14 protein-coding genes are annotated in these 22,057 nt (G+C 45.1%); 4 read left to right on the top strand and 10 right to left on the bottom strand.

What is annotated here, in order from left to right:
• Positions 1 to 876, bottom strand: an 876-nt coding sequence (locus AC5V8P_RS09645) for an ABC transporter ATP-binding protein (protein WP_495473613.1), incomplete at its 3' end; no start/stop codon positions are given.
• A gap of 10 nt (positions 877 to 886) precedes the next feature.
• Positions 887 to 1,675 (bottom strand): ABC transporter permease, encoded by a 789-nt coding sequence (locus AC5V8P_RS09640; protein WP_064797881.1) that lies wholly within the window; start codon positions 1,673 to 1,675, stop codon positions 887 to 889.
• Positions 1,676 to 1,825: 150 nt separating this feature from the next.
• Between AC5V8P_RS09640 and AC5V8P_RS09635 the strand changes: the two genes are divergently transcribed.
• Positions 1,826 to 4,282 (top strand): O-antigen ligase family protein, encoded by a 2,457-nt coding sequence (locus AC5V8P_RS09635; RefSeq protein ID WP_064797880.1) that lies wholly within the window; start codon positions 1,826 to 1,828, stop codon positions 4,280 to 4,282.
• A gap of 89 nt (positions 4,283 to 4,371) precedes the next feature.
• On the opposite strand, the gene galU is transcribed toward AC5V8P_RS09635, so the two are convergent.
• A complete protein-coding gene (gene galU / locus AC5V8P_RS09630) occupies positions 4,372 to 5,253 on the bottom strand; it encodes a UTP--glucose-1-phosphate uridylyltransferase GalU (protein ID WP_064797879.1) in 882 nt (293 codons plus the stop codon).
• Positions 5,254 to 5,440: 187 nt separating this feature from the next.
• Here galU and AC5V8P_RS09625 point away from each other — a divergent pair, with 187 nt between their 5' ends.
• Together AC5V8P_RS09625 and AC5V8P_RS09620 are read left to right on the top strand one after the other, a co-directional pair.
• A complete protein-coding gene (locus AC5V8P_RS09625) occupies positions 5,441 to 6,472 on the top strand; it encodes a glycosyltransferase family 2 protein (RefSeq protein ID WP_064797878.1) in 1,032 nt (343 codons plus the stop codon).
• Between the two features lie 13 nt (positions 6,473 to 6,485).
• Positions 6,486 to 6,923, top strand: coding sequence for a GtrA family protein (locus AC5V8P_RS09620; protein WP_269203327.1), 438 nt, complete (start codon positions 6,486 to 6,488; stop codon positions 6,921 to 6,923).
• A gap of 101 nt (positions 6,924 to 7,024) precedes the next feature.
• Here AC5V8P_RS09620 and AC5V8P_RS09615 read toward each other — a convergent pair whose 3' ends face one another.
• From AC5V8P_RS09615 to AC5V8P_RS09600, 4 genes are all read right to left on the bottom strand, one after another.
• The gene (locus tag AC5V8P_RS09615; protein ID WP_064797876.1) at positions 7,025 to 9,535 is read right to left on the bottom strand and encodes a U32 family peptidase; all 2,511 of its coding nucleotides are present in this window, start codon (positions 9,533 to 9,535) and stop codon (positions 7,025 to 7,027) included.
• A 434-nt stretch (positions 9,536 to 9,969) separates the two neighbouring features.
• Positions 9,970 to 10,431 (bottom strand): GNAT family N-acetyltransferase, encoded by a 462-nt coding sequence (locus AC5V8P_RS09610; RefSeq protein ID WP_064797875.1) that lies wholly within the window; start codon positions 10,429 to 10,431, stop codon positions 9,970 to 9,972.
• 241 nt (positions 10,432 to 10,672) lie between these two features.
• The gene (locus AC5V8P_RS09605) at positions 10,673 to 12,586 is read right to left on the bottom strand and encodes a stalk domain-containing protein (RefSeq protein WP_064797874.1); all 1,914 of its coding nucleotides are present in this window, start codon (positions 12,584 to 12,586) and stop codon (positions 10,673 to 10,675) included.
• A gap of 49 nt (positions 12,587 to 12,635) precedes the next feature.
• Entirely contained in the window at positions 12,636 to 13,868 is a 1,233-nt protein-coding gene (locus AC5V8P_RS09600) for a S1C family serine protease (protein WP_064797873.1), read from the bottom strand.
• Between the two features lie 353 nt (positions 13,869 to 14,221).
• Here AC5V8P_RS09600 and AC5V8P_RS09595 point away from each other — a divergent pair, with 353 nt between their 5' ends.
• Complete coding sequence (locus AC5V8P_RS09595; protein WP_064797872.1) at positions 14,222 to 15,847, top strand: nitrite/sulfite reductase; 1,626 nt, start codon at positions 14,222 to 14,224, stop codon at positions 15,845 to 15,847.
• 109 nt (positions 15,848 to 15,956) lie between these two features.
• On the opposite strand, the gene AC5V8P_RS09590 is transcribed toward AC5V8P_RS09595, so the two are convergent.
• The 3 genes from AC5V8P_RS09590 to uvrB form a co-directional block, all read right to left on the bottom strand.
• Positions 15,957 to 17,168, bottom strand: coding sequence for a hypothetical protein (locus AC5V8P_RS09590; protein ID WP_064797871.1), 1,212 nt, complete (start codon positions 17,166 to 17,168; stop codon positions 15,957 to 15,959).
• Positions 17,169 to 17,575: 407 nt separating this feature from the next.
• Positions 17,576 to 20,437, bottom strand: coding sequence for an excinuclease ABC subunit UvrA (gene uvrA, locus AC5V8P_RS09585; protein ID WP_064797870.1), 2,862 nt, complete (start codon positions 20,435 to 20,437; stop codon positions 17,576 to 17,578).
• Positions 20,438 to 20,606: 169 nt separating this feature from the next.
• The coding region (gene uvrB / locus AC5V8P_RS09580) for an excinuclease ABC subunit UvrB (RefSeq protein WP_495473612.1) at positions 20,607 to 22,057 on the bottom strand (1,451 nt) is incomplete at its 5' end.

Here is a 22,057-nt window from a genome sequence, read left to right as displayed (position 1 = left end):
TCCCGTTCCAGAACGAAACTCATTGGCACGTTTTGCAAAAGCAGGGTCCTCTTCTAACAACAACAACGTACTCTTCTTATCCGTTTCAGAATTCACGAATATATCCAAAGATTGGACGCGCTTCATATCAGCAATTTCCTGGTTAATAATATTTTCATAAATTTGTGCTACACGTTTCACTGGGCCAATTTCGACCATGTTCCCCTTATCAATAAGCAAAGCTGTATCACAAAAACTCTTAATGGTATCCATGGAATGAGAGACAAATAAAACGGTGCTCTTTTTGGAGAGCTCCTTCATTTTCGTGATACATTTGGCCTGGAAATAAATATCTCCAACAGACAAGGCCTCATCCACAATCAAAATGTCGGGATCAACATTGATAGCTACTGCAAAGGCTAGGCGGGCAAACATACCGCTGGAGTACATTTTGACAGGTTGATTAATGAAGTCCCCAATATCCGCAAAGGATGTAATATCTTCTACCTTCTCATCCATTTCTGCTTTGCTATAGCCCATAAGCGTACCATTTAAATAAATATTTTCCATCCCGGTTAAGTCCGGGTTAAACCCCGCCCCGAGTTCCAGCAGAGCTGCAATTTTTCCATTCACCTTAATACTTCCGCTGGTAGGCGTAATTACGCCAGTAATCATTTTTAAAAGAGTGGATTTGCCTGAACCATTTTTACCGATAATACCAATCGCTTGTCCTTTTTTAATAGTAAAGGAAAGGTCGTTAATGGCTTTAAAATCAGAATGATATTTCTTTTTGAAAGGATGAATGGCCTCTTTTAAACGCTCATTGGGATTATCATATATTTTATATATTTTAGTGACCTTATTAACCTCTACAGCAACTGATTCCGTTTGAGTCATACTTTTCTCCTCACAATACATCAGCAAAATGAGATTTCATTTTTTTGAAAATTTTGATTCCTATCGTACCTGCGATGATCACAATAGCCCAAAAGTAGATCGTCATAGATGGATGCTCCCAGAACCATTTGTGATTAATAAAAGTATCCCGATAGCCTTCAACGATATAAAAAACAGGGTTTAGTTTAAAGAAAAACTGATATTTATCCTCAACAATATTTAAATTCCAGAAGATCGGCGTAAGCCAAAAGAATAGCTGAATAAATACCGCAACAACTTGACCAACATCCTTTACAAAAACAACTAATGTCGCTGTTATGTAAGAAATGGACAAGGAAAGAAAAATCGTGGCCAATAAATAATAAAGGATCTGAAGATTATAAATCGTAAAATCAACATTGTATATTTTGAACATAATGAAAAGAACAATGATGAAAAACACATGGACAAAAAGGGCAGCCAAAATTTTTACCATTGGTAGTAAACCTACCCGGAAAACAATTTTCTTTACCAGATAACTATTTTCAATAATACTATTGGTTGCAGTTGACAAGCTTTCCGAAAAGAATAACCACGGCACCATGCCTGTTAGTAACCAAAGTATAAAGGGAGTATCACCAATAGGTACATTTTTAAAACCAACCTGAAATACGACCCAATAAACAAGTATAGATACCATAGGATGTATAAAAGCCCAGAGTACTCCCATAAATGAACCAAGGTACCTAGATTGAATATCCTTTTTAGACAATTCCCAAAGTAACTTTAAATTTTTCGAAAAGTTTTGAGTTAAATTCATACGAGTGTGTCACGACCTTAAACATGGTTTGGTAATTCTCTTATAATACAATAATGTGAATATGTGGGAAGTACATTCTTGCGATATGGCTCTGACCGCTACTATATGCTAAAATGTTGACGTATCTACAAGAAAAGGAGATTGTAAACCTTGTCGAATCCAGTATACGGGAAACAGGCCAAAACGTCGACCCGTGACGATAAAAGGCCGGCTATGTTTTGGGTGTTAATTGTTGGCATGATTCTGTTTTTAGCTTGGTCTCCCTTCCAGGCTGCACTTTTTAATGGGCAAATGCTCGATTTTGAAAAGCCTCTTTATTGGGCTGTCATCATCGCCTCGATTCTAATGATCCTGGCAATCGTATCTTATTATAAGAAATTCAAGCTGGAAGAGCAAAGGGATTGGCTGGCTGTGCTAGTATTACTGCTTCCCCTGACCTATGTGCTTTCACTGACTTCAGCAGCTTCGCATTACCTGGCCATGAATATGGTGGTGGTACAGTGCATATATGCTGCCCTGTTTATCATCTCAATCTACCTACTACAAGATCGCTTAGGCAATAAGATTATTCACAACCTGATTATGACTATTGCCTATATCATCGTAGGCTTTGGCTTCATTAACTGGTTCGGACAGTGGGTGCTTGCTGGCAAGATGGTGGGCTGGTTTAGCCAATATGTGTATCAAAATCGCTATATCAATGCGGTTATGACAGATACAAATGGTCTCCGGCTGACATCAGTGTTTCAATATGCGAATACATATGCCGCCTTTCTAATGGCTTTCCTGTTCGCTGCCGTTTTCTGTCTGATGAAATCAAAACTGTGGTACGGCAAAGCTATTCACGGCTTCATGTTGGTGCCTATTCTGGTCTCGCTATTCCTGACTTTGTCACGGGGCGGTCTGGTTATGCTGCCTGTCGTATTCGTGCTGCTTTTACTTTTCCTTAAACCTGCACGCCAAATTATATGGATTTTGCATTGCGCCATTGCTGGTATAGCGTCAGTATCTATCTTGGCGCCAATTACAAATATGGGATTACAACTTAATAAGACTTACAACGGTGGAGAAGCTGCCAAGGCTTGGGGGCTAATTATTGGTGTCTCCCTGGCTGTAGCTGTCGTACTGTGGCTTGTTGAACATTATCTGGCACCAAAGCTGGAAAATGCCCTCAAAGGATGGAACTCACGGAAGTTATCCAACTTGTGGTTGCCTGTCGGCTCCGTTGTGGTGATTGGCTTGCTGGCTTTTCTGTTAATTGGAACCAGTCTGCGCAGCGTACTACCAGAGAATGTTCAAGTGCGGTTAGAAAATATCAATTTCCGCCAGCATAGTGTGCTGGAGCGGCTGGCATTCTATCAGGATGCCGCCAAATCGATTAAAGACCACCCTATCATAGGAACTGGCGGTGGTGGTTGGGCTACTTTATACGAAAAGTACCAGGATTATCCTTATACTAGCCGTCAGGCCCATAACTTTTTCATGCAGTATTTAGTTGAAGTGGGTATTCTCGGTTTTATAATTTTCATGTCATTTATCTTATATATTTTCTATAAATATATTCGCAACTATATTAGACAAAATGATGAAGAACGGGATTCTCACTTCCTTTATCTCATTTTGGCACTCTCGATCTTACTTCATAGCTTGCTAGACTTTAATCTGAGTTACGTATTCATGGGCATATTGGTATTTGTGAGTCTCGGTGGTATGGCCGCTGCTATGGACAGCAAGCCGCTTAAACGTCTGTCTATGAGTGCTTCGGGATTCCGGGTCCTGTATAGTGCAGTCATTGGCATTCTAAGCATCGTGGTGCTTTTTGCAGGTCTCCGCTTCGTGCAATCAGCCAATGCTGCCACAAATGCTAAACAAATTATGGCGGTAAGCACATCATTTGAGGAAATTCAAAGTGCTATTAATAAAGATCTGGAGCTTCGACCTACACATCCGGATTCGGTAATAAGATTGGCTGCACTGTACAAGAATGTGTATGATCAAACGAAAAAAGAGGAATTTTATAACGCTGCAATTGAGGTATTAAATACGGGTCTGAAAGCAGAACCTTATAATAAAACCATGCTAAACTCCAAAGTTAACCTTTTACAAGCAAAAGGTGAGAATGAGCAAGCCTTCAGCATTTTGGAAAATAACATTTCCAACTTTAACTGGGACAATGACTGGTACAATATGTTGATTGCCCAAGCTTACACTATTGGTAATAAGGCGCGTGAGCAAAAAAACACCGCCAAAGAACAGAAGTATTTCCAAGCAGGTCTTGCTGCTTATCAGCAGGTTTTGGATAGGGTAGCCCATCTTAAGACGATTCCACCTGAAATTGAGTTGCCACGTACTTTTGAAGTAACTCCAGGTATTGCACTCAGTACTGGCAAAATTGAGTTCATGTCAGGCAAGCCTGCTGAGGCTGCAAGCATCCTCAAAAACGGCCTGAAGGACGACCTGAGCGATGCTACAAATCGTGAGGTTGCTCGCTATTACGTTGCTGCCCTTCAAAAACAGGGCCAAAATGACGAAGCTTTATATAAGAAGCTGATTCAGGCTGATCCGAAGGAGAAGGAGCAGATTGAACAGTTGAAATCGGGGAAATAGTTAAGAAAAAAGAGACTGTCAGATGGTTTTACATCACCTGACAGTCTCTTTTTTATATTGAGAAGGCATAGTTTGGTTTAGTGGGATGTTTATTTTTGTTCGTCAATCTCTTGAATAACCTGTCTCATATAAGCTAATACTTCATCCTTAATCTCGTTATGCTGTAGAGCATAATGAATGGTCGTTTCAATGAATCCCAGCTTCTCGCCAACGTCATGGCGATTACCATCAAATTCGTAGGCTAGGATCGGACTCTTTTCTCCCAGTTTGGACAATGCATCCGTTAACTGAATCTCCCCGCCTACTCCTGCAGATTGCTGACCTAGGATATCGAAAATATCGGGTGTCAAGATATAGCGTCCCATGATCGCCAAATTGGATTTAGCCTCTTCCTTCTTTGGCTTTTCCACTAATCGTTCCGCCTCAGAGATTTTGGAAGTAAGTGCATGACCTTCAACAATTCCGTAACGATGCACCTCGTTCCAATCGACTTGTTTTACACCTACAACAGAACGCTGATATTCATCAAACACGTCAATCATCTGTTTGAGACATGGATTCTCAGACTCTACGATGTCATCACCCAAAAGGACAGCAAAGGGTTCGTCACCGATAAACTTACGTGCACACCAGATGGCATGCCCGAGCCCTTTAGGCTCCTTTTGACGAATATAGTGGATATCTGCCATCTCCGATGGTTTGCGCACTTCATTAAGCAGGTTCCATTTTTCCTTCGAGGTCAAATTATGCTCCAGCTCGAAAGAGTAATCAAAGTGATCCTCAATCGCTCTTTTACCTTTACCAGTAACGATAATGATATCCTCTATACCAGATGCAACAGCTTCTTCAATGATATATTGAATGGTTGGTTTGTCTACAATGGGAAGCATCTCTTTGGGCATCGCTTTCGTCGCAGGAAGGAACCGGGTCCCTAATCCCGCAGCAGGAATAATGGCTTTACGGATTTTCATAGGTAAAACTCCTTTTCGACAAATCTTACTAAATTATTCAATAGTTTGAGTAACGTTTGGAAATTGCTAATAGTTTATTATAGCACTTAGTCATTGCATTGTTATATAATTTAAGTAAATCATATTATAGACTAAAAAAGATAGAAATATGAGTGCCAGATAAGCCAAAATTTGAGGAGAGAGTTATTTGGATTCAATAATCAGTAACCCTGTTTTAACGTTAGTTATTCCCTGTTATAACGAAGAAGAAGTACTGCCTGAAACCATAAGCAGACTTACCGCCATTCTTGAGGAGTTGACAGAGAGTCAGCTCATTTCTAAACATAGTAAAATGTTGTTTGTTGATGATGGCAGCCGTGATCAAACATGGGACATCATTGCATCATATAATCTAAAAAATCCTTTTGTCAGTGGTCTTAAATTGGCGAAAAATGCAGGCCATCAAAACGCTCTATTATCCGGGTTAATGGAAGCTAAAGAAACCTCAGATTGTGTGATATCCGTCGACGCTGACCTGCAGGATGATCTCAATGCCATTCGAGAATTCATAATAAAATTCAAAGAGGGTAATGACATCGTATATGGGGTTCGAAAAAGTAGAACCACCGATACATTTTTCAAGCGTTCAACAGCCCAAGGCTTCTATCGTCTGATGAGTAAAATGGGCGTCAATATCGTATACAATCATGCGGATTACCGTTTAATGAGCAAAAGAGTTCTACAAGAATTAAGCAACTTTAAAGAGGTAAATCTCTTTTTACGCGGTCTAGTTCCATTAATAGGTTATAAATCTACTGAGGTGTATTACGATCGACACGAACGCTTTGCAGGCGAGTCCAAATATCCTTTAAAGAAAATGCTCGCTTTTGCTTTCGATGGAATCACCTCGTTTAGCGTAACCCCGATACGGCTTATTTCGGCCGTGGGTTTTGGAATGTTTGGCATAAGCTTGTTAATAGCTGCCTACACCCTTATTAGCAAGTTTCTTGGTACCACCGTTTGGGGTTGGTCTTCTTTAATGTTGTCCATTTGGTTTATAGGTGGTCTACAGCTCGTTGCACTCGGGCTCATTGGCGAGTACATTGGTAAAATATATAAAGAAGTAAAACAAAGACCCAAATATATTATTGAAACTATATTAGAGTCCCAGAGCACCTTAGACACTGAAAACACAAAAAAAGTGAATAATAGTGAAAGGGAAGCTGTGACGGTCCAATAACAGATGCGAACAGGTGACTAATTTGACTTTATTTCAGAATAGTTTTTTCCGTTTTCTTGTCGTAGGTGTTCTAAATACAATATGCGGCATGTCCGTCATGTTCTTGCTCTTCAATATTTTAGGGACTAACTACTGGTTATCGACCTTTATTGGTAATTCTGTAGGCGCCACTGTAAGCTATTTCTTAAATAAGAGATTTACTTTCAAAAATGATGCAAGCCATGGACAGACCATTTGGAAGTTCATCTCTATTATATTAATATGCTATATACTGTCATATTGTCTGAGCTATCTAATCAGTCACTTCTTGATCTCAAGTTTGAGTATTAAGAACAATGAGGTTCTAGGCAATGTATCCATTTTAATCGGGAATGTTTTTTATACTTTAATTAATTATGTCGGACAAAAATTCATTGTTTTTTCCAAAAAAACAAGAGCCCAAAAAATATAGCAATAGAGATTCCATCATCATTCAAATAAACTAATAGATAAAAAAGGGTATGTGCTGTCAAAGCACATACCCTTTTTTTTGCTTTTTCTATAGCATCTTTGTTACTTCACCAGTTGCCCACGTGTAACCCCTAACTGATTCGTCGCTTTCAGCGTCTTCCATACTTGTGTTCCGCTAATTTCTCCGCGCAAGGCACGGTTATAGAGATCAATAACCTCATGAACTTGCTCTGGTGTCTCTTCCAAGAATTCCACGCGGTAACGGGACACGCCTAATTCCAGGAAATTAGACAGGTACTCCGCGCCCGATTGCTCAATCGCGTTGTACACTGTATTACGGCATCCTTCGTCCACGCGAACCGGGTGAGACATCCCAATACGATCACGCAGGGATGCGCGATGATCCTCACACGGACGACCACAGTTGGTGTAGTCTGTGCCTTCACTCATAAAGGTACAATACACGCAGTGTTCGGTATGGAACATCGGCAAATGCTGCTGGATAACGATCTCAAGCTTGTCGGTACGTGTACGTCTCAGCATATCGACCATCTGCTGGATGTTCAGATCATATGACGGTGTCACCAGGTCACAGCCGGAATCCAGGAACAGGTCAGCCGCTTTATGATTAGCTATATTCAGCGAGAAGTCGCCAATCAATTGCGGATGATGTGCATCCGGATTCTCTAGGCGATGACGCATGTAAAAATACAATGCTCCCGGATTGCGTACCAGTACAGCGTCCGGTTGCAGGCGCAGGATATTGTTGTGATATCCGTTTTCGCCTGGCATGTGAATACGCGGAGTCACCAGCGCAATTCGGCGCCCAGCGCCGTGCACGGCCTCTACAGCTGCCGGGAATTGCTTGATGAACTCGAAGTCGGCGTAGATGAACTCCACGCCGGCCTCAAGCGCAGCCTCCACCTGAGGGAGGCTACGGCACAGCGCGGTGAGCTCTGCCTGACCGTGCGCCACAGACGATGCTGGAGCCGAGGCATCGCCATACACCTCTACCGCCCGCTTCGTGTATACGGGCGGTTTGGGGCGCTCGCCTGCGAGCAGTTCCACCGCCTGACGGCGGATGCTGTTCAGCTCGCGCATCGGTACGATGACGTCCCCATGCAGATGGACGTCCAGCTTCTCCAGCTGGAACACCGTTCCGCCCAGTCGGCCGAATTGCTCTTCGAGCAGTTCGTGCGTCATCGGACGCTTCTGGGCGATTTCAAGTTCCAGCTCGGAGTCTACGCGGACCGTTGTGCCCTTCTGCACGTCGGTCCACCACGTTGATAGCGGCTGCCCTGGGGAGCCGCTGACCCGCACATGTACCGGGAAGACACGGTACGGCTTTTCGGTTTCGTACGACTGGCGCAGACGCTTGTCCAGCGCCGGGTCGTTGGTCTTCCAAACACGGTCGCCTACGTGCACACGGCGCAGATCCACATCGTTGCGTCCTGCAACGATGTCAACGATCCAGCCTTCTCCGGCTTCGCCTTCAATCTTCACGCCTTTGCGGCGGATATCGTATACGCGTCCGCCTTCTTCTTTTTGCGTAGGATCTCCGGCATCGAATACAATACCATCGCCACGCTTGAGCGGAGCGTCGATCCGGCACACTACGCCATCACGAAGGATTTGTTCAACTCGGCCCAAATACACACCCCGGCTTTTCGGGAACGTACCGTCCACCAGCTTTTTGTTATTCGTTCCTTCCAGAAAGCCGTGTGTAAAGCCGCGTGAAAAGCTCTGCTGCAGCTCGCGGATATCTTCTTTGCTCGTCTTGGACGTATCGCCGTCAAAATACTTGTCGATGGCCTTGCGATATTTGCTGACCACATTGGCTACATATTCAGGTGTTTTTAATCGTCCTTCGATTTTAAAGGAAACTACACCTGCATCGATTAGTTCCGGCATCAAATCAATGGCTGCCAAATCCTTTGGGGATAGCAGGTATGTCACATCGGCCATCGGCTTTTGCTCTCCATCCACCATCAGATCGTAAGGCAAACGGCATGCCTGCGCACACTCGCCACGGTTTGCAGAGCGTCCACCCCACATTTCTGAAGTCAGGCATTGGCCTGAATAAGATACGCACAACGCTCCATGCACGAATACTTCCATCGGAAGTCTCGCTTGATCCCCAATTTTTTGAATCTGTTTCAGATTATTTTCACGACCCAGCACAACCCGCTCCATGTTGTACGGCTTCGTGAATTCTACAGCCTCCGGCGAGGTGATCGTCATTTGGGTAGAGCCATGGATCGGGAAATCCGGGGAAATGTCGCGGATCATTTTCACTAAACCCATATCCTGAACAATTAGGGCATCAACTCCGGCATCTATGCAGGCATCGACCAGTTCTTTAGCGTCCTCCAGTTCGTTTTCAAATACCAGTATATTGAATGTCAAAAAACCCTTAACTCCGTAGCTATGCAAAAAGGCCATTATTTCGGGTAGCTCATCCATGCGAAAATTATTCGCCCGTGCTCGTGCGTTGAACTTTTCCACCCCAAAAAAGATCGCATCGGCTCCGTTCGCTACCGCTGCACGCATACAATCCCAGTCACCTGCTGGTGCCAGAAGCTCGACATCTTCTCTTCGTACTGCTGATTTCATTATTGCCCTCCCTATATGCTGAAAACGAATGATCTCTCATTGGATCATCGTTGTTTTCAGGGCAGCTATGCTGCTTACTTGGTCATCTCATGAATGCTCCATCCACTCATTCCAAAGCTGGTTATGTTCAGTCAGGGGAATGGAACCCTACTAAGAATCTTATTTTTAAAACCTATCTGTCTCTATCATCTTGTCCGATCAATCACACGCTAATCCATCGGTCCCTTGCATAAATCGCATCCAACTCAAAAAATCCGCATCACAAACATCTGCGGCAGAAATTATTCTTATCTTGTAACTAATCTAGTGTACCAGACTGCGCCCCAAGCTTCTACACTTTCCAAGCGATTCCTTTAAAAATATAATACTAAAAATACAAAAACACCTCCAATCCCGATCAACGGTGCTTTGGAGGTGCATTCTTCCATCATTAACTAGGCAAATCTATACTTCGCAAGCATTTCTCCCCAGGATGATATTCCTTCTTCCCTGAAACCTGCTTTTTCATATAGCTTTCTAGCTAATTCATTATCTGGTTTATATCCAATCATGATTATATCAGTCCGATCACTGGCTTTTCTTATTTCGTCGATCACCAGCAATATTGCATTATAACCATGACCACGGCCTTGAAATCTTTCGTCAATCATAAATCGGTAAACCCAGTAATTCCCGTCATCCGGATCTGTACCAAACATCGTAAAACCAATCAATACGTCATCATTATAAATCGCTTTAGATACAAACCCATCTAAAAACTGACATTCGGCAATTGAGTAAAGGTTAGATACCATAAATCTTTGTTGTTCAGGACTCGGTTCAAGCTCAGCACATTCTTCCCAATTCCTTTTATCGACTGCCTTTAGCGTAATTATGTTCGGATTCCTCCTATACATTTAGTCCGACATCTTCGCTCTCCCCTGCTTACTTCACTCTTTAAAAGATTGGGGATATTTGGCGGGCGCCAGCGAAGCGAGCCATTTGAATCCGAAGAAGCGCCAGCGTTCGCCTTTGACCCGGGATTCTTACTATTAAATCCTTATATAATCCAAGAATCCCGGGTCAACAGCGATCGTAGGATCAAATGGCACGCGTAGCGTCTTCCCACATAACTCACTAATCTTTTACCCACACCCTCTACTTCACAAAATGAAACGAATTCAGCGTCGAATCTAGTGCATTAGACTGTGCCGCTGTGTTGTTCGCATCGTTTAATGCCGTTGTCACGGTATAGGTTTTACCGTTATGCTCCAGAACGATTTGACGACCTGTATAACCGATACCTTCCTCCACACGGTGGAATGTAAAGGATACTGCTGGAACTCCAGCAAACGTTACGTCCTTAACTTCCTCCACTTTGAGGTTTTTATAGTTCTTGGCTTGTTTATCGTAGAAGTCCTTAAGCTGAGACACCGTTAATTCGAAGGATTGGTCGTTGTCGATTTTGATGGAAAAACTTCCTCCGGTAAATTGATACTCTATATCTCCCAATTCAAATTGATCGCTAACCGCGGTCCAATAGCGTGGGATATTTACTGTATATTCATATGCTTTAGATGTTTTTTTGATCGTTTTCGTTTTGTCCGCCAAATAGTCATCCTCTTCCAATTGTCCAAAGTTATTCGCTACCGTTTGGAAATCGATTTGAAGCGAGGAGATGATCGCGTTGAACTGGTCATTTCCCTTACTTACTTTTTCAGGCACTGCATATTCAGCCAGGTAGCGGTATCCATTTTGCTGAATCAGCACATTGTACTGCTTGACCCATTCATCCCCAAAATTATAGCGGTACTCCTGCACTAATCCCTGAACGCCTGCAACCTTCAGCGGATACGTCTTTTGTGCCTCATAAGCAGTGGACACAAATGAATCGCTCAGCCATTTTTGCAGTTGCTGACCCCAGTTCTCCAATTTTCCATCCGCGGGAGCGGAGGTGACTTTCATGTGGAAACTTGATCCGTCATTGCTTTCATATTGCATTCGCTGGTCGTCCATTTTCCAGCCGGCAGGTATTTTGAGTGACACACCATAGTCTGGATTTCCAGCCTCGCGTGTGCCCCCTACAACAGTGGACAAGTCTTTAATACTCTTATCCTCTGCGTTAAAAGAGGTTTTAAAGGAGTTCAACAGTCCTGCATACTGGGCCAGATCTTTATAGTTTGTTGCTTTAGCATCGGAAAAATATATTACATACAGTCGTCCATTGTCATAGTACTGACGATTTTCCCATAGTACGCCGTCCCCATCCTTCGTAATCACACGAGCATAAGGCACTTTCGCTTTAGGGAAGGATTTTCGGTCCACCACAGTTTCTCCCGTTTCCTTGGCTGCCTGTACTAATTGTTGCAATAGATCATCCGCATTCAGTGGAACCGGCTGTGACGCTGTGTGCACTTCCATATAGTATGCACTGTTCTCATCCATAAAGGTGGAAATGCTCTCGTCTCCCCCTCCCTGACCGATGACAAGTCCTGTTGGATAGTTCATGGACCAGTCGTAGTAACTGTTTCCGATCTGCGTCTTGCCCTCATCATTATCAATATTCGGTGTATTTTCAGCTACCGCGCTAGTCTCTTCCTGGGCTTTCATCCGAACAATGATCCCTGCGCCATTCTTCTCCATCTTACCGCCCAGTCCTTCTGCTACTTGACGCAATGGAACCATGAGAATCCCGGATGACATTTCCGGTGGAGCCGGAAGTGTTACCTTGTGACCCCTCACCCAGGCCGTACGACTACCGATCGTCAGCGATACGACGTTAGTCCCGCTGGTGATCTTGACCACATTATCTTCAGCCAGGCGGATTTTGCTGTTAAATGCCTTTTTAAATACACCAGCCGGCACCATCAGTGCACCACTTTTGGAATAGGGCTTCGTAATATTCGCATTTTGACCGTTTACAATGGCTGTATTTCTGCCGTTTTGCAGACGCAATTCCAATAGATTTTTATCTTGATCTGCTGCAACTGCTGGCAAAGCGGTAAGCAGAAGGGACAATGCGACAGCGCCGACCCCCAGCTTACGCATCATTTTTCTTTGAATATCCTTCACGGTAGATCTCCCTTTAGCTTTATTTTATAGATTCATGAGCCGTTATCATTCACTTTCCAGTAGCTGGCTCTGAAGCTTCCTTCGAAGGTGCCATACTGTCATCTACAGCTGCCCCAGATTCATTCGAATCTTCATGATCTTCTCCAGACTGAATGGAATCATAAATTTCACCACTATCCTGTGTCAGCACCAGTTTGCGCTTTACAATATCACCGTCCGATTGCATAAGTACACTTATCGTTTGGCCTGGTTGATAGTTTTTAAGCAGCTCATTGACATCGATGGCGGAGGCTACACGCTTGCCATTAATACTATATAGCTCATCGCCTTCCTTGATTTTGGCCTGTACGGCATTGGCTGAAGTAACTTTCGTGACTTTCAAAGGATCCTCTGTAGGTAGCCCAACGATAGCTGACCAGCTCTCTTCAAGCCCTAGGCCAAGACTAGCACGCCGGACCTCACCATATTTGAAAAATTGATTGATAACATATTTCACTGTATCCGCCGGAATAGAAAAGCCCATATTTTCAATCCCGACCGCCGAGAATTTCATTGTATTAATCCCGATGACCTCACCCTTGAGGTTGACCAATGGACCACCGCTGTTACCAGGATTGATCGCGGTATCACTTTGGATCAAACGATAAGCAGCGTTGACACCACGGTTCAGCCCGCTAACAACACCTGAGGTTGCCGAGTTCCGAAGTGAGAAAGAGATCGGCGTACCGATAGCCACTACCTGCTCGCCTACCTGTAAACTGTTCGTAGAAGCTGCAAAGGTAGCGGGCTTAAGGCCGCTTGCCTTAATTTTAATCAACGCCAAGTCGCTGATCGGATCGCTATAGCTGTCGATGATCCCGTAAGATTTTCCGTCCGAGGTTACAACTACGGCATCACCTAATCCATCGATTACATGCGCATTCGTAACTATCCATCCATCTGCCCGAATGATGACACCCGTGCCGTGCGCCAGGTTGTATCGGTCTCCCCCTGCCACGGTCTCTCCTGTCACTGAACGGCCTATGATGCCGACTACAGAAGGAGATACATTTTTAACAACCTGCGGCACACGATCGGCCGATAACGTATATGTACCATTTGCGCTGTTATACGCGCCGCTGGTTCCTAATGCTTTATTCATATCACTTACGTTAACATAGACCCCGCCATTAATGACCTTGGCCTTTAATGCAGTTCCACTGCTGGCTGCACCCGCTGTTCCAGAAATACATAGAGCGCTGCCTAAAGCTAGTACAGCCGCCCTTTTCCCCATCTTACGCATATACTCACCATTTCCTCTCCAACATGACCCTGTTCTATCAGTTAGTCCAAATCTACCATAGAGGGGACACGCATACAATCGCTTTAAGCCCTATCTTTTTCTAAAAAAGGACCGTTTGCTGCATCCCTATCCTCTCATACTATTTATATTATAAATTTTCCAAATCCTTATATCAAAAAAATAAGCAAAAACAATAAAAAATCGTTATACCTTTTGTGCCATTCCTTCGTTTACGGGCGTAACCAACTATGATACCATCACATTATATCTTAGTTATATTGTCGGAAATAAAATCGTGAGTCCTACATCCAAATCTCAAGTATAAATAAGCACCTGAAGGAGGTTAAAAAAGGATGGCCTATGAACCAATCTGGAATGCTCATCCCGATAAGCTTAACAAGTTTGAGCTAGTCAAGCTGGAAAAGGACGGTCTCGACGTTATACGCACCATCATTGAAAGCTATGCGCACAAAGGCTATGACTCGATCACTGCGGACGATATGGACCGATTCAAATGGGCCGGCGTTTACCAGCAAAAGCCTAAGGATGGCCATTTCATGATGCGTGTCCGCATCAACACAGGGATTATGACTTCAGCACAGGCACGTGCCTTAGCGGACATCTCCGCACTGTACGGGCGCGGCCTGGTGGATGTCACCACCCGTCAGGCGATTCAATTTCACTGGCTGACCGTTGAAAGCTTGCCAGATATTTTCGAACGACTGGAAAAAGTCGATTTGTATTCCTTTGAAGCCTGTGGAGACTGCCCGCGTACCATTGTCGGCAATCCGCTGGCTGGCATTGATCCTAATGAACTGATAGATACTCAGGAGATCGTAGAAGAGGTAAACCGCTTTTTCTTATTGAATCGCGACTTTTCAAATCTACCGCGCAAATACAAAATGTCCATCTCCAGTAATACGTACAACAATGCACAAGCTGAAATTAACGACCTGTCCTTCATACCGGCGACCAAGATCCTTGACGGAAAAGAAGTCGTTGGCTTCCATGTGATGGTTGGCGGTGGATTATCCGCCAAGCCGCATTTGGCACATCCACTGGACTTGTTTGTCCGTCCTGAGGAAGTACTGAAGGTTGCTATTGCTGTCACCACCATCTTCCGTGATTACGGCTATCGGGAAAAACGACACCATGCCCGTCTGAAATTTCTCGTTGCCGATTGGGGGCCAGACAAATTTCTGGCCAAACTCACCGAGTACACCGGCGAAATGCCGGGACGAGGGGAAGATAAAACCATCGGCTGGCAAGCCGCCTATTTTGATGGTGTGCATCCTCAAGCCCAAGAAGGTCTGAACTATATCGGTCTGAATGTGCCTGTCGGTCGCCTCAGTGCTGACGAGTTGCATGAACTGGCCGACCTGGCTGACCGCTACGGTGATGGACAGATTCGTACTACGATGTCGCAAAATATTTTGCTGAGCGGTGTGCCGGATGACCAAGTGGATGAGCTACTGGAGGCTCCAGTCCTGCAACGCCTGACACCACGGCCCAAGCATTTTATGAGCCGTACCGTATCGTGCACAGGCAATGAGTTTTGCAATTTGGCGATTGTGGAAACGAAAAAGCGCGCGGTTGACGTTGCCGAGTATTTGGATCAGCACGTGCAATTGGATGAAAAGATACGCATCCATTTTATCGGCTGCCCGAATTCCTGCGGTCAAAAGCATATTGCAGACATTGGACTGCAAGGCTCGCTCCTTAAGACACCAGAAGGCATGGTTGACGCGTTCGATATCGCTGTCGGCGGGGCACTTGGTGCGGGTGCCCAGTTCAACAAGGCACTCAAAGGCCGCGTACGCGGTGATCAGGTTGGTCCCGTGTTGGCAGAGCTCATTCTGTTCTACAAAGAAAACAGGGTCGCTGGCGAAAGCTTTTATGCGTATGTCCAGCGTGTAGGCATTCCGTCTTTCCAGGAAAAGCTGTCTGCTATTTTACAGTCCAGCCACGTTGCATCCTAAGGTAACACCCGTTTAACAGCCTGCTTGTATCTCATATACAAGCAGGCTGTTTCTTATGCATATACCATCCCATACCTGCTTCTTAAATTGCATAAAAAAAGATACCGGATTACTCCGGTATCAATATTTTCGCAAAATCGAGTACTGTTGGCTTCTGAACGCCTGTTGTAGATGTCACCACCGCGTAGCCTGAGGGTATCTTGTATATCAATCCCGTATCGTATCGGATGGCGAAGGAGTTATCTTCCTTATAATGAGTCTTCGTTTCCCATATCTTCGTACCGTTTCCTTTTAAGCCTGTGATGGTGATGCCATGCATCTTCGACGTTTTACCCAGTGGATCGTATTGGTCAATGAACTGGACATACAACTGCTCTTCAGGCAGATACACCCGGTCAGCCGCATAGTCCTCTGTGTTACTAAACAATTGGAGACCATTACTTAACACCTGGGTACGCTTGCTGTTTCCTTTAAGCCCTGTTACAGCGATATGACCGCCGGGCAACTCGCGTACTGCGGCAATTTCTTTACCTGCTCCTAAGTCCAGATGGACATCCCGGATATTGCGGCCATACACATCGGCTTGTACTCCCACAGGGCCATCTGAGCTGTTCAAAAGCGCATAATATCCACTGTGACTGCCAACCAGCCAACCCGAGGTCACTCCGGTTGTCATTCGATTCCATAAAAGATCGCCAGTTTCAGTGTATTTGAGTACAGTGAAGGACTGCTCTGAACGGTTCAGATAGGAGACTAGAAAACTGCCATCCTCCAAGGTCTCCAAACCTACCTGAGCATCCTGTCCATGAGATATCAAACCATCAGTTGGTAATATTTTGGACCATAAGGGATTTCCATCCGAGTCTAATCGTGAAGCGTGTACATCTCGCATTCCGTTCGGTTCGGTATAATCAAGCAGGAAAAGCAAGCCACCATCTGACGTCTCCCGCTGGACTCCCCTGCTAATTGTTCCTGGCTGTACGCTCAGGTCTTGCTGGTGTTTCCACACCGTCTCCAGAGAACTGTCCAGCTTGCCATAGGTGACGTGTACTACACTTGCTGCTGTATCGTCTTCGACGTTCAGCATTAAGAACCCACCCTTTGCTGTAGGCTGAATGTAATTGTGAGCGCTCTCTGAATCCTTAATACTGCCAATTGCTGCACTGGTTTCGATCTCGGCTTGTATGGGCGCATACGCCTCGGACACCTCGGATGCATAGGACGGTGCTGCATTATACCCCAACAAACATGCCCCTAAAGTGACTCCTGCTGCCCATGAGTATACACGTGTACGTAGAACTTTATTTTGCTTCATCTTCAAACGTTCCAGCTCCCTTCATGACTTCCTCAGAGATGTGGTATAAACCTTAGATGTGATCTGACTATAAACGGTTCGCTTCAACTAGTAATGGTTGTCACGTGGGCACGGAACTTCGTATGATGCTAGATAATCATAAGTAATATATTAACCTCTTCAAGCCCGAGCCTAAACATCCAAAACTCTAAAAATGTAGAGATTACTCAGAGACTTTTTGGCGATGATATACCTATAGATTTATTATTCCAGCGCTTGGTAAACTATGTGTCACATGCTTTAACGCAGGAATTTAATAAAAGTTTTCTTTTTTTACAAAAAAAATAAACCCTGCCAACGGGAAGGCACAAATACGCCTATCGTATTTTGCCTCCTATCTGTGCAGGGCATCAACATGTACGTTAAAACTGTATCTATAGATCGACGGTCTGAAGCGCTTGACTGCGCTGTGTATCCCGTTCAAGGATCGGCTTTAAGTATCGGCCTGTATAGGATTCCTCGACTTTTACGAGTTGTTCTGGTGTCCCGGTAGCCAGGATCGTTCCACCGCCGCTTCCGCCTTCAGGCCCCAGATCAATCAGGAAATCGGCTGTTTTAATTACATCTAGATTATGCTCAATAACCAGTACGGTCTCGCCTGAATCAACCAAACGATGCAGCACGGTCAACAATCGGTCAATATCGTGAACATGCAGACCAGTTGTTGGCTCATCCAAAATATAAATGGTTTTGCCTGTGCTGCGACGATACAGTTCGGAAGCCAGCTTCACACGCTGTGCTTCACCACCGGACAGGGTAGTCGCTGGTTGACCCAGCTTGATATACCCCAAACCCACATCCATCAATGTCTGAATCTTGCGATGAATCTTCGGAATGTTTTCAAAGAATGTTGTCGCATCCTCTACCGTCATTTCCAGTACATCAGCAATACTCTTCCCTTTATACTTAACCTCAAGGGTCTCCCGATTATAACGTTTTCCTTTGCACACTTCACAGGGTACATACACATCTGGCAAAAAGTGCATCTCAATCTTGATGATGCCGTCGCCTCTGCAAGATTCACATCGGCCTCCCTTAACGTTAAAACTAAACCGGCCTTTCTTATAGCCTCGAACTTTAGCCTCGTTTGTCTGCGAGAATAAGTCACGGATATCATCAAACACTCCGGTATATGTTGCAGGATTGGAACGCGGTGTACGGCCGATCGGCGATTGATCAATCTCAACAACCTTTTCGATATGCTCTAACCCACGTATTTCTTTATGTTGCCCTGGGCGTACTCTCGCACGGTTCAGATCACGCGCCAACGTTTTGTATAAAATTTCGTTGACCAGCGTCGATTTTCCAGACCCGGATACGCCAGTGACAGCTGTGAACACGCCCAATGGAATTTTGACATTCACATTTTTAAGATTGTTCTCCTTGGCTCCGCGGACCTCCAGCCACTTATCCGCAGGCTTGCGCCGCTCGGTATTGACCGGAATAAACTTGCGGCCGCTCAAATATTGCCCAGTCAGGGAGTTCGGATCTTCCATAACTTCCTGCGGTGTCCCCTGCGACATGATCATCCCGCCGTGAATCCCGGCTCCTGGCCCAATATCAATGATATAGTCCGCCGCCATCATCGTATCTTCGTCATGCTCCACCACGATCAACGTATTGCCTAGATTCCGCATATGTTCCAATGCACTAATTAGACGGTCATTATCACGCTGATGCAGCCCAATACTTGGCTCGTCCAAAATATAAAGCACACCCATCAGGCTGGACCCGATCTGTGTCGCCAGTCGAATACGCTGTGCTTCCCCACCGGACAATGTACCTGCTGCACGGCTTAAAGTCAGGTATTCCAGACCAACGTTCACAAGAAATCCGAGTCGACTGTTAATTTCCTTTAAAATGAGATTGGCAATCGACTGCTCTTTCTCACTCAGCTCCAGTGTGTGGAAAAAGTGAGACGCCTCCCCGACAGACAAAGCGGTCACATAAGCGATATTGCGCTCTTGAATGGTTACCGACAGGCTTTCTTTTTTCAGTCGGTGTCCCTTACAGGTGTTACATGGCTTTGCACTCATAAAGCCTTCGATAAATTCACGTATTCCCTCAGAAGCAGTATCCCGGTAACGACGCTCCAGATTCGGGATAATGCCCTCAAAGGTCACATAGGCTTCCTTACGTTGACCAAAATCATTTTCATAGCGGAAACGGATCTTCTGGTCACCTGTTCCATGTAAGATAAGATTCATTTGCTCTGACGTCAATTGGCTTACAGGAATGTCCTGCGGAATACCGTAGTGTTCGCATACGGACTGCAAAAATTGAGGATAATAAGTGGAAGTTCCTCCACTCCATGCCTGGAACGCCCCATCTTCCACACTTTTTTCTGGATCGGGTATGAGCAGATCAGGGTCAACGACCATTTTAACGCCTAACCCGTCACAATCCGGACAAGCGCCGAACGGACTATTAAAAGAAAACATCCGTGGAGACAGCTCGTCTATGCTAAAACCGCAAATCGGACACGCAAAGTTGGAGCTAAATCGCAACTCCTCTTGCCCTATAATGTCTACAAGCAACTGTCCGCCTGAAAGATTCAGTGCTGTCTCAATCGAGTCGGACAGACGTGCACGCACATCTTCCTTGACTACGATCCGGTCTACGACCACTTCAATCGAGTGCTTCTTGTTCTTCTCCAGCTCAATCTTCTCAGACAATTCACGCAGTTCGCCATTCACGCGTACCCGCACAAAGCCCTGCTTGGCTATATCAGTGAACAGTGTCTTATGCTCACCTTTGCGACCAGATACCAATGGAGCCAGAATTTGCAGCCGTGTCTTTTCAGGATACTGCAAAATGCGGTCTACCATCTGTTCGACGGTCTGTGAAGTGATTTCAATGCCATGTTCAGGACAATGAGGATGACCCACGCGGGCAAATAACAGCCGTAGGTAATCATAGATTTCGGTAACTGTTCCGACCGTAGAACGTGGATTTCGACTTGTCGTTTTCTGATCAATAGAAATCGCAGGAGACAGGCCGTCAATCGAATCCACGTCCGGTTTCTCCATTTGCCCGAGGAATTGACGGGCATATGCAGATAAAGATTCCACATACCGCCGCTGTCCTTCCGCATAGATCGTATCGAAAGCCAGTGATGATTTACCTGAGCCGCTAAGCCCTGTCAGGACGACAAACTTGTCCCGTGGAATCGTCACGTCAATATTTTTGAGATTATGCGCGCGTGCGCCTTTGATGATGATGCTTTCATTCGCCAAATGTTTCATCTCCTTAGCCGTAGTTCACGTCATCCTATACCGCATGGGATTATTCGATGGAAGTGATATATCGCAAAGAGAACGACCACATCGGCCGTCCTCACTATTTCTTTAAAGCAATCAAACATTTTATGATCAATATGTTGTGCTTCTAGCCTATTCTCGATGTTTAATCAGCCCGCAGCTCCAGCAAAGCATCACGCAGCTCGGCGGCCCGCTCGAACTGTAGATTTTTGGCCGCATCCTTCATTTCTGCTTCTAGGCGCTGAATGAGGGATTGACGCTCCTTCTTGGAAAGTTTACCCGTCTCATTAGGAAGGTAATCATTCTTGGACTCTGCCGTCTTGGTTGCTTCAATGACATCACGAATCTTTTTACGGATGGTTTGTGGGGTGATCCCATGCTCTTCATTGTATTGAATTTGAATTGCACGGCGCCGTTCCGTTTCCTTGATCGCTTTATCCATAGAATCGGTAATCTTATCGCCATACATAATAACACGACCATCACTATTCCGTGCGGCCCGTCCGATCGTCTGAATCAGAGAGCGCTCAGAACGCAGGAAGCCTTCTTTGTCCGCATCCAAAATCGCAACCAGCGATACTTCCGGTAAATCAAGACCTTCCCGCAACAGGTTGATTCCAATCAGCACATCGAAGGTTCCGAGACGAAGATCCCGCAAAATCGCCATCCGCTCCAACGTCTTAATCTCGGAGTGCATATATCGAACCTTAATGCCCACTTCTTTTAAGTAGTCCGTCAAATCTTCGGCCATTTTCTTCGTGAGTGTGGTGACTAGTACCCGTTCTTCACGTTCTATGCGCTGCCGTATTTCATTAATGAGATCGTCAATCTGTCCTTTGCTCGGACGCACCTCAATAAGAGGATCAAGGAGACCTGTAGGACGGATAATCTGCTGCACCATCGTATCGCATTTCTCCATCTCATACGGACCTGGAGTAGCCGATACATAGATAATCTGATTTACTTTGTCCTCAAATTCCTCAAACTTCAACGGACGGTTATCGAGTGCAGATGGCAGACGAAACCCATGTTCAACGAGTACGTTTTTACGCGCCTGGTCTCCATTATACATCGCACGAATTTGCGGCAATGTAACATGAGATTCGTCGATGACGATCAGCATATCATCTGGGAAATAATCCAACAGTGTATAAGGTGTCGCTCCGCGCTCGCGGAATGTCAGTGGACCCGAGTAGTTTTCAACACCGGAACAAAAGCCAACCTCTCTCATCATCTCGATATCATAGCGGGTACGTTGCTCCAAACGTTGTGCCTCCAGCAGCTTCCCTTGCTCCTTTAGCTCTGCTAACCGCTCTTCCAGTTCACGTTCGATATTGACCAGTGCTACCCTCATCGTATCCTCATGGGTAACGAAGTGAGACGCCGGGAAAATGGCAATATGCTCACGTTCACCGATCAACTCACCTGTAAGCACATTAATCTCGGTGATCCGTTCAATTTCATCTCCGAACAGCTCTACCCGTATCGCATTTTCTCCATGGGAAGCCGGGAATATCTCAACAACATCCCCCCGTACACGGAAAGTACCCCGCACGAAGTTGATATCGTTCCGCTGATATTGAATATCGACCAAGC

The sequence above is a fragment of the Paenibacillus sp. N119s genome, from assembly GCF_059447605.1.
Note: the sequence above shows the minus strand (reverse complement) of the source record. Positions and strands in the feature narration are given on the sequence as shown.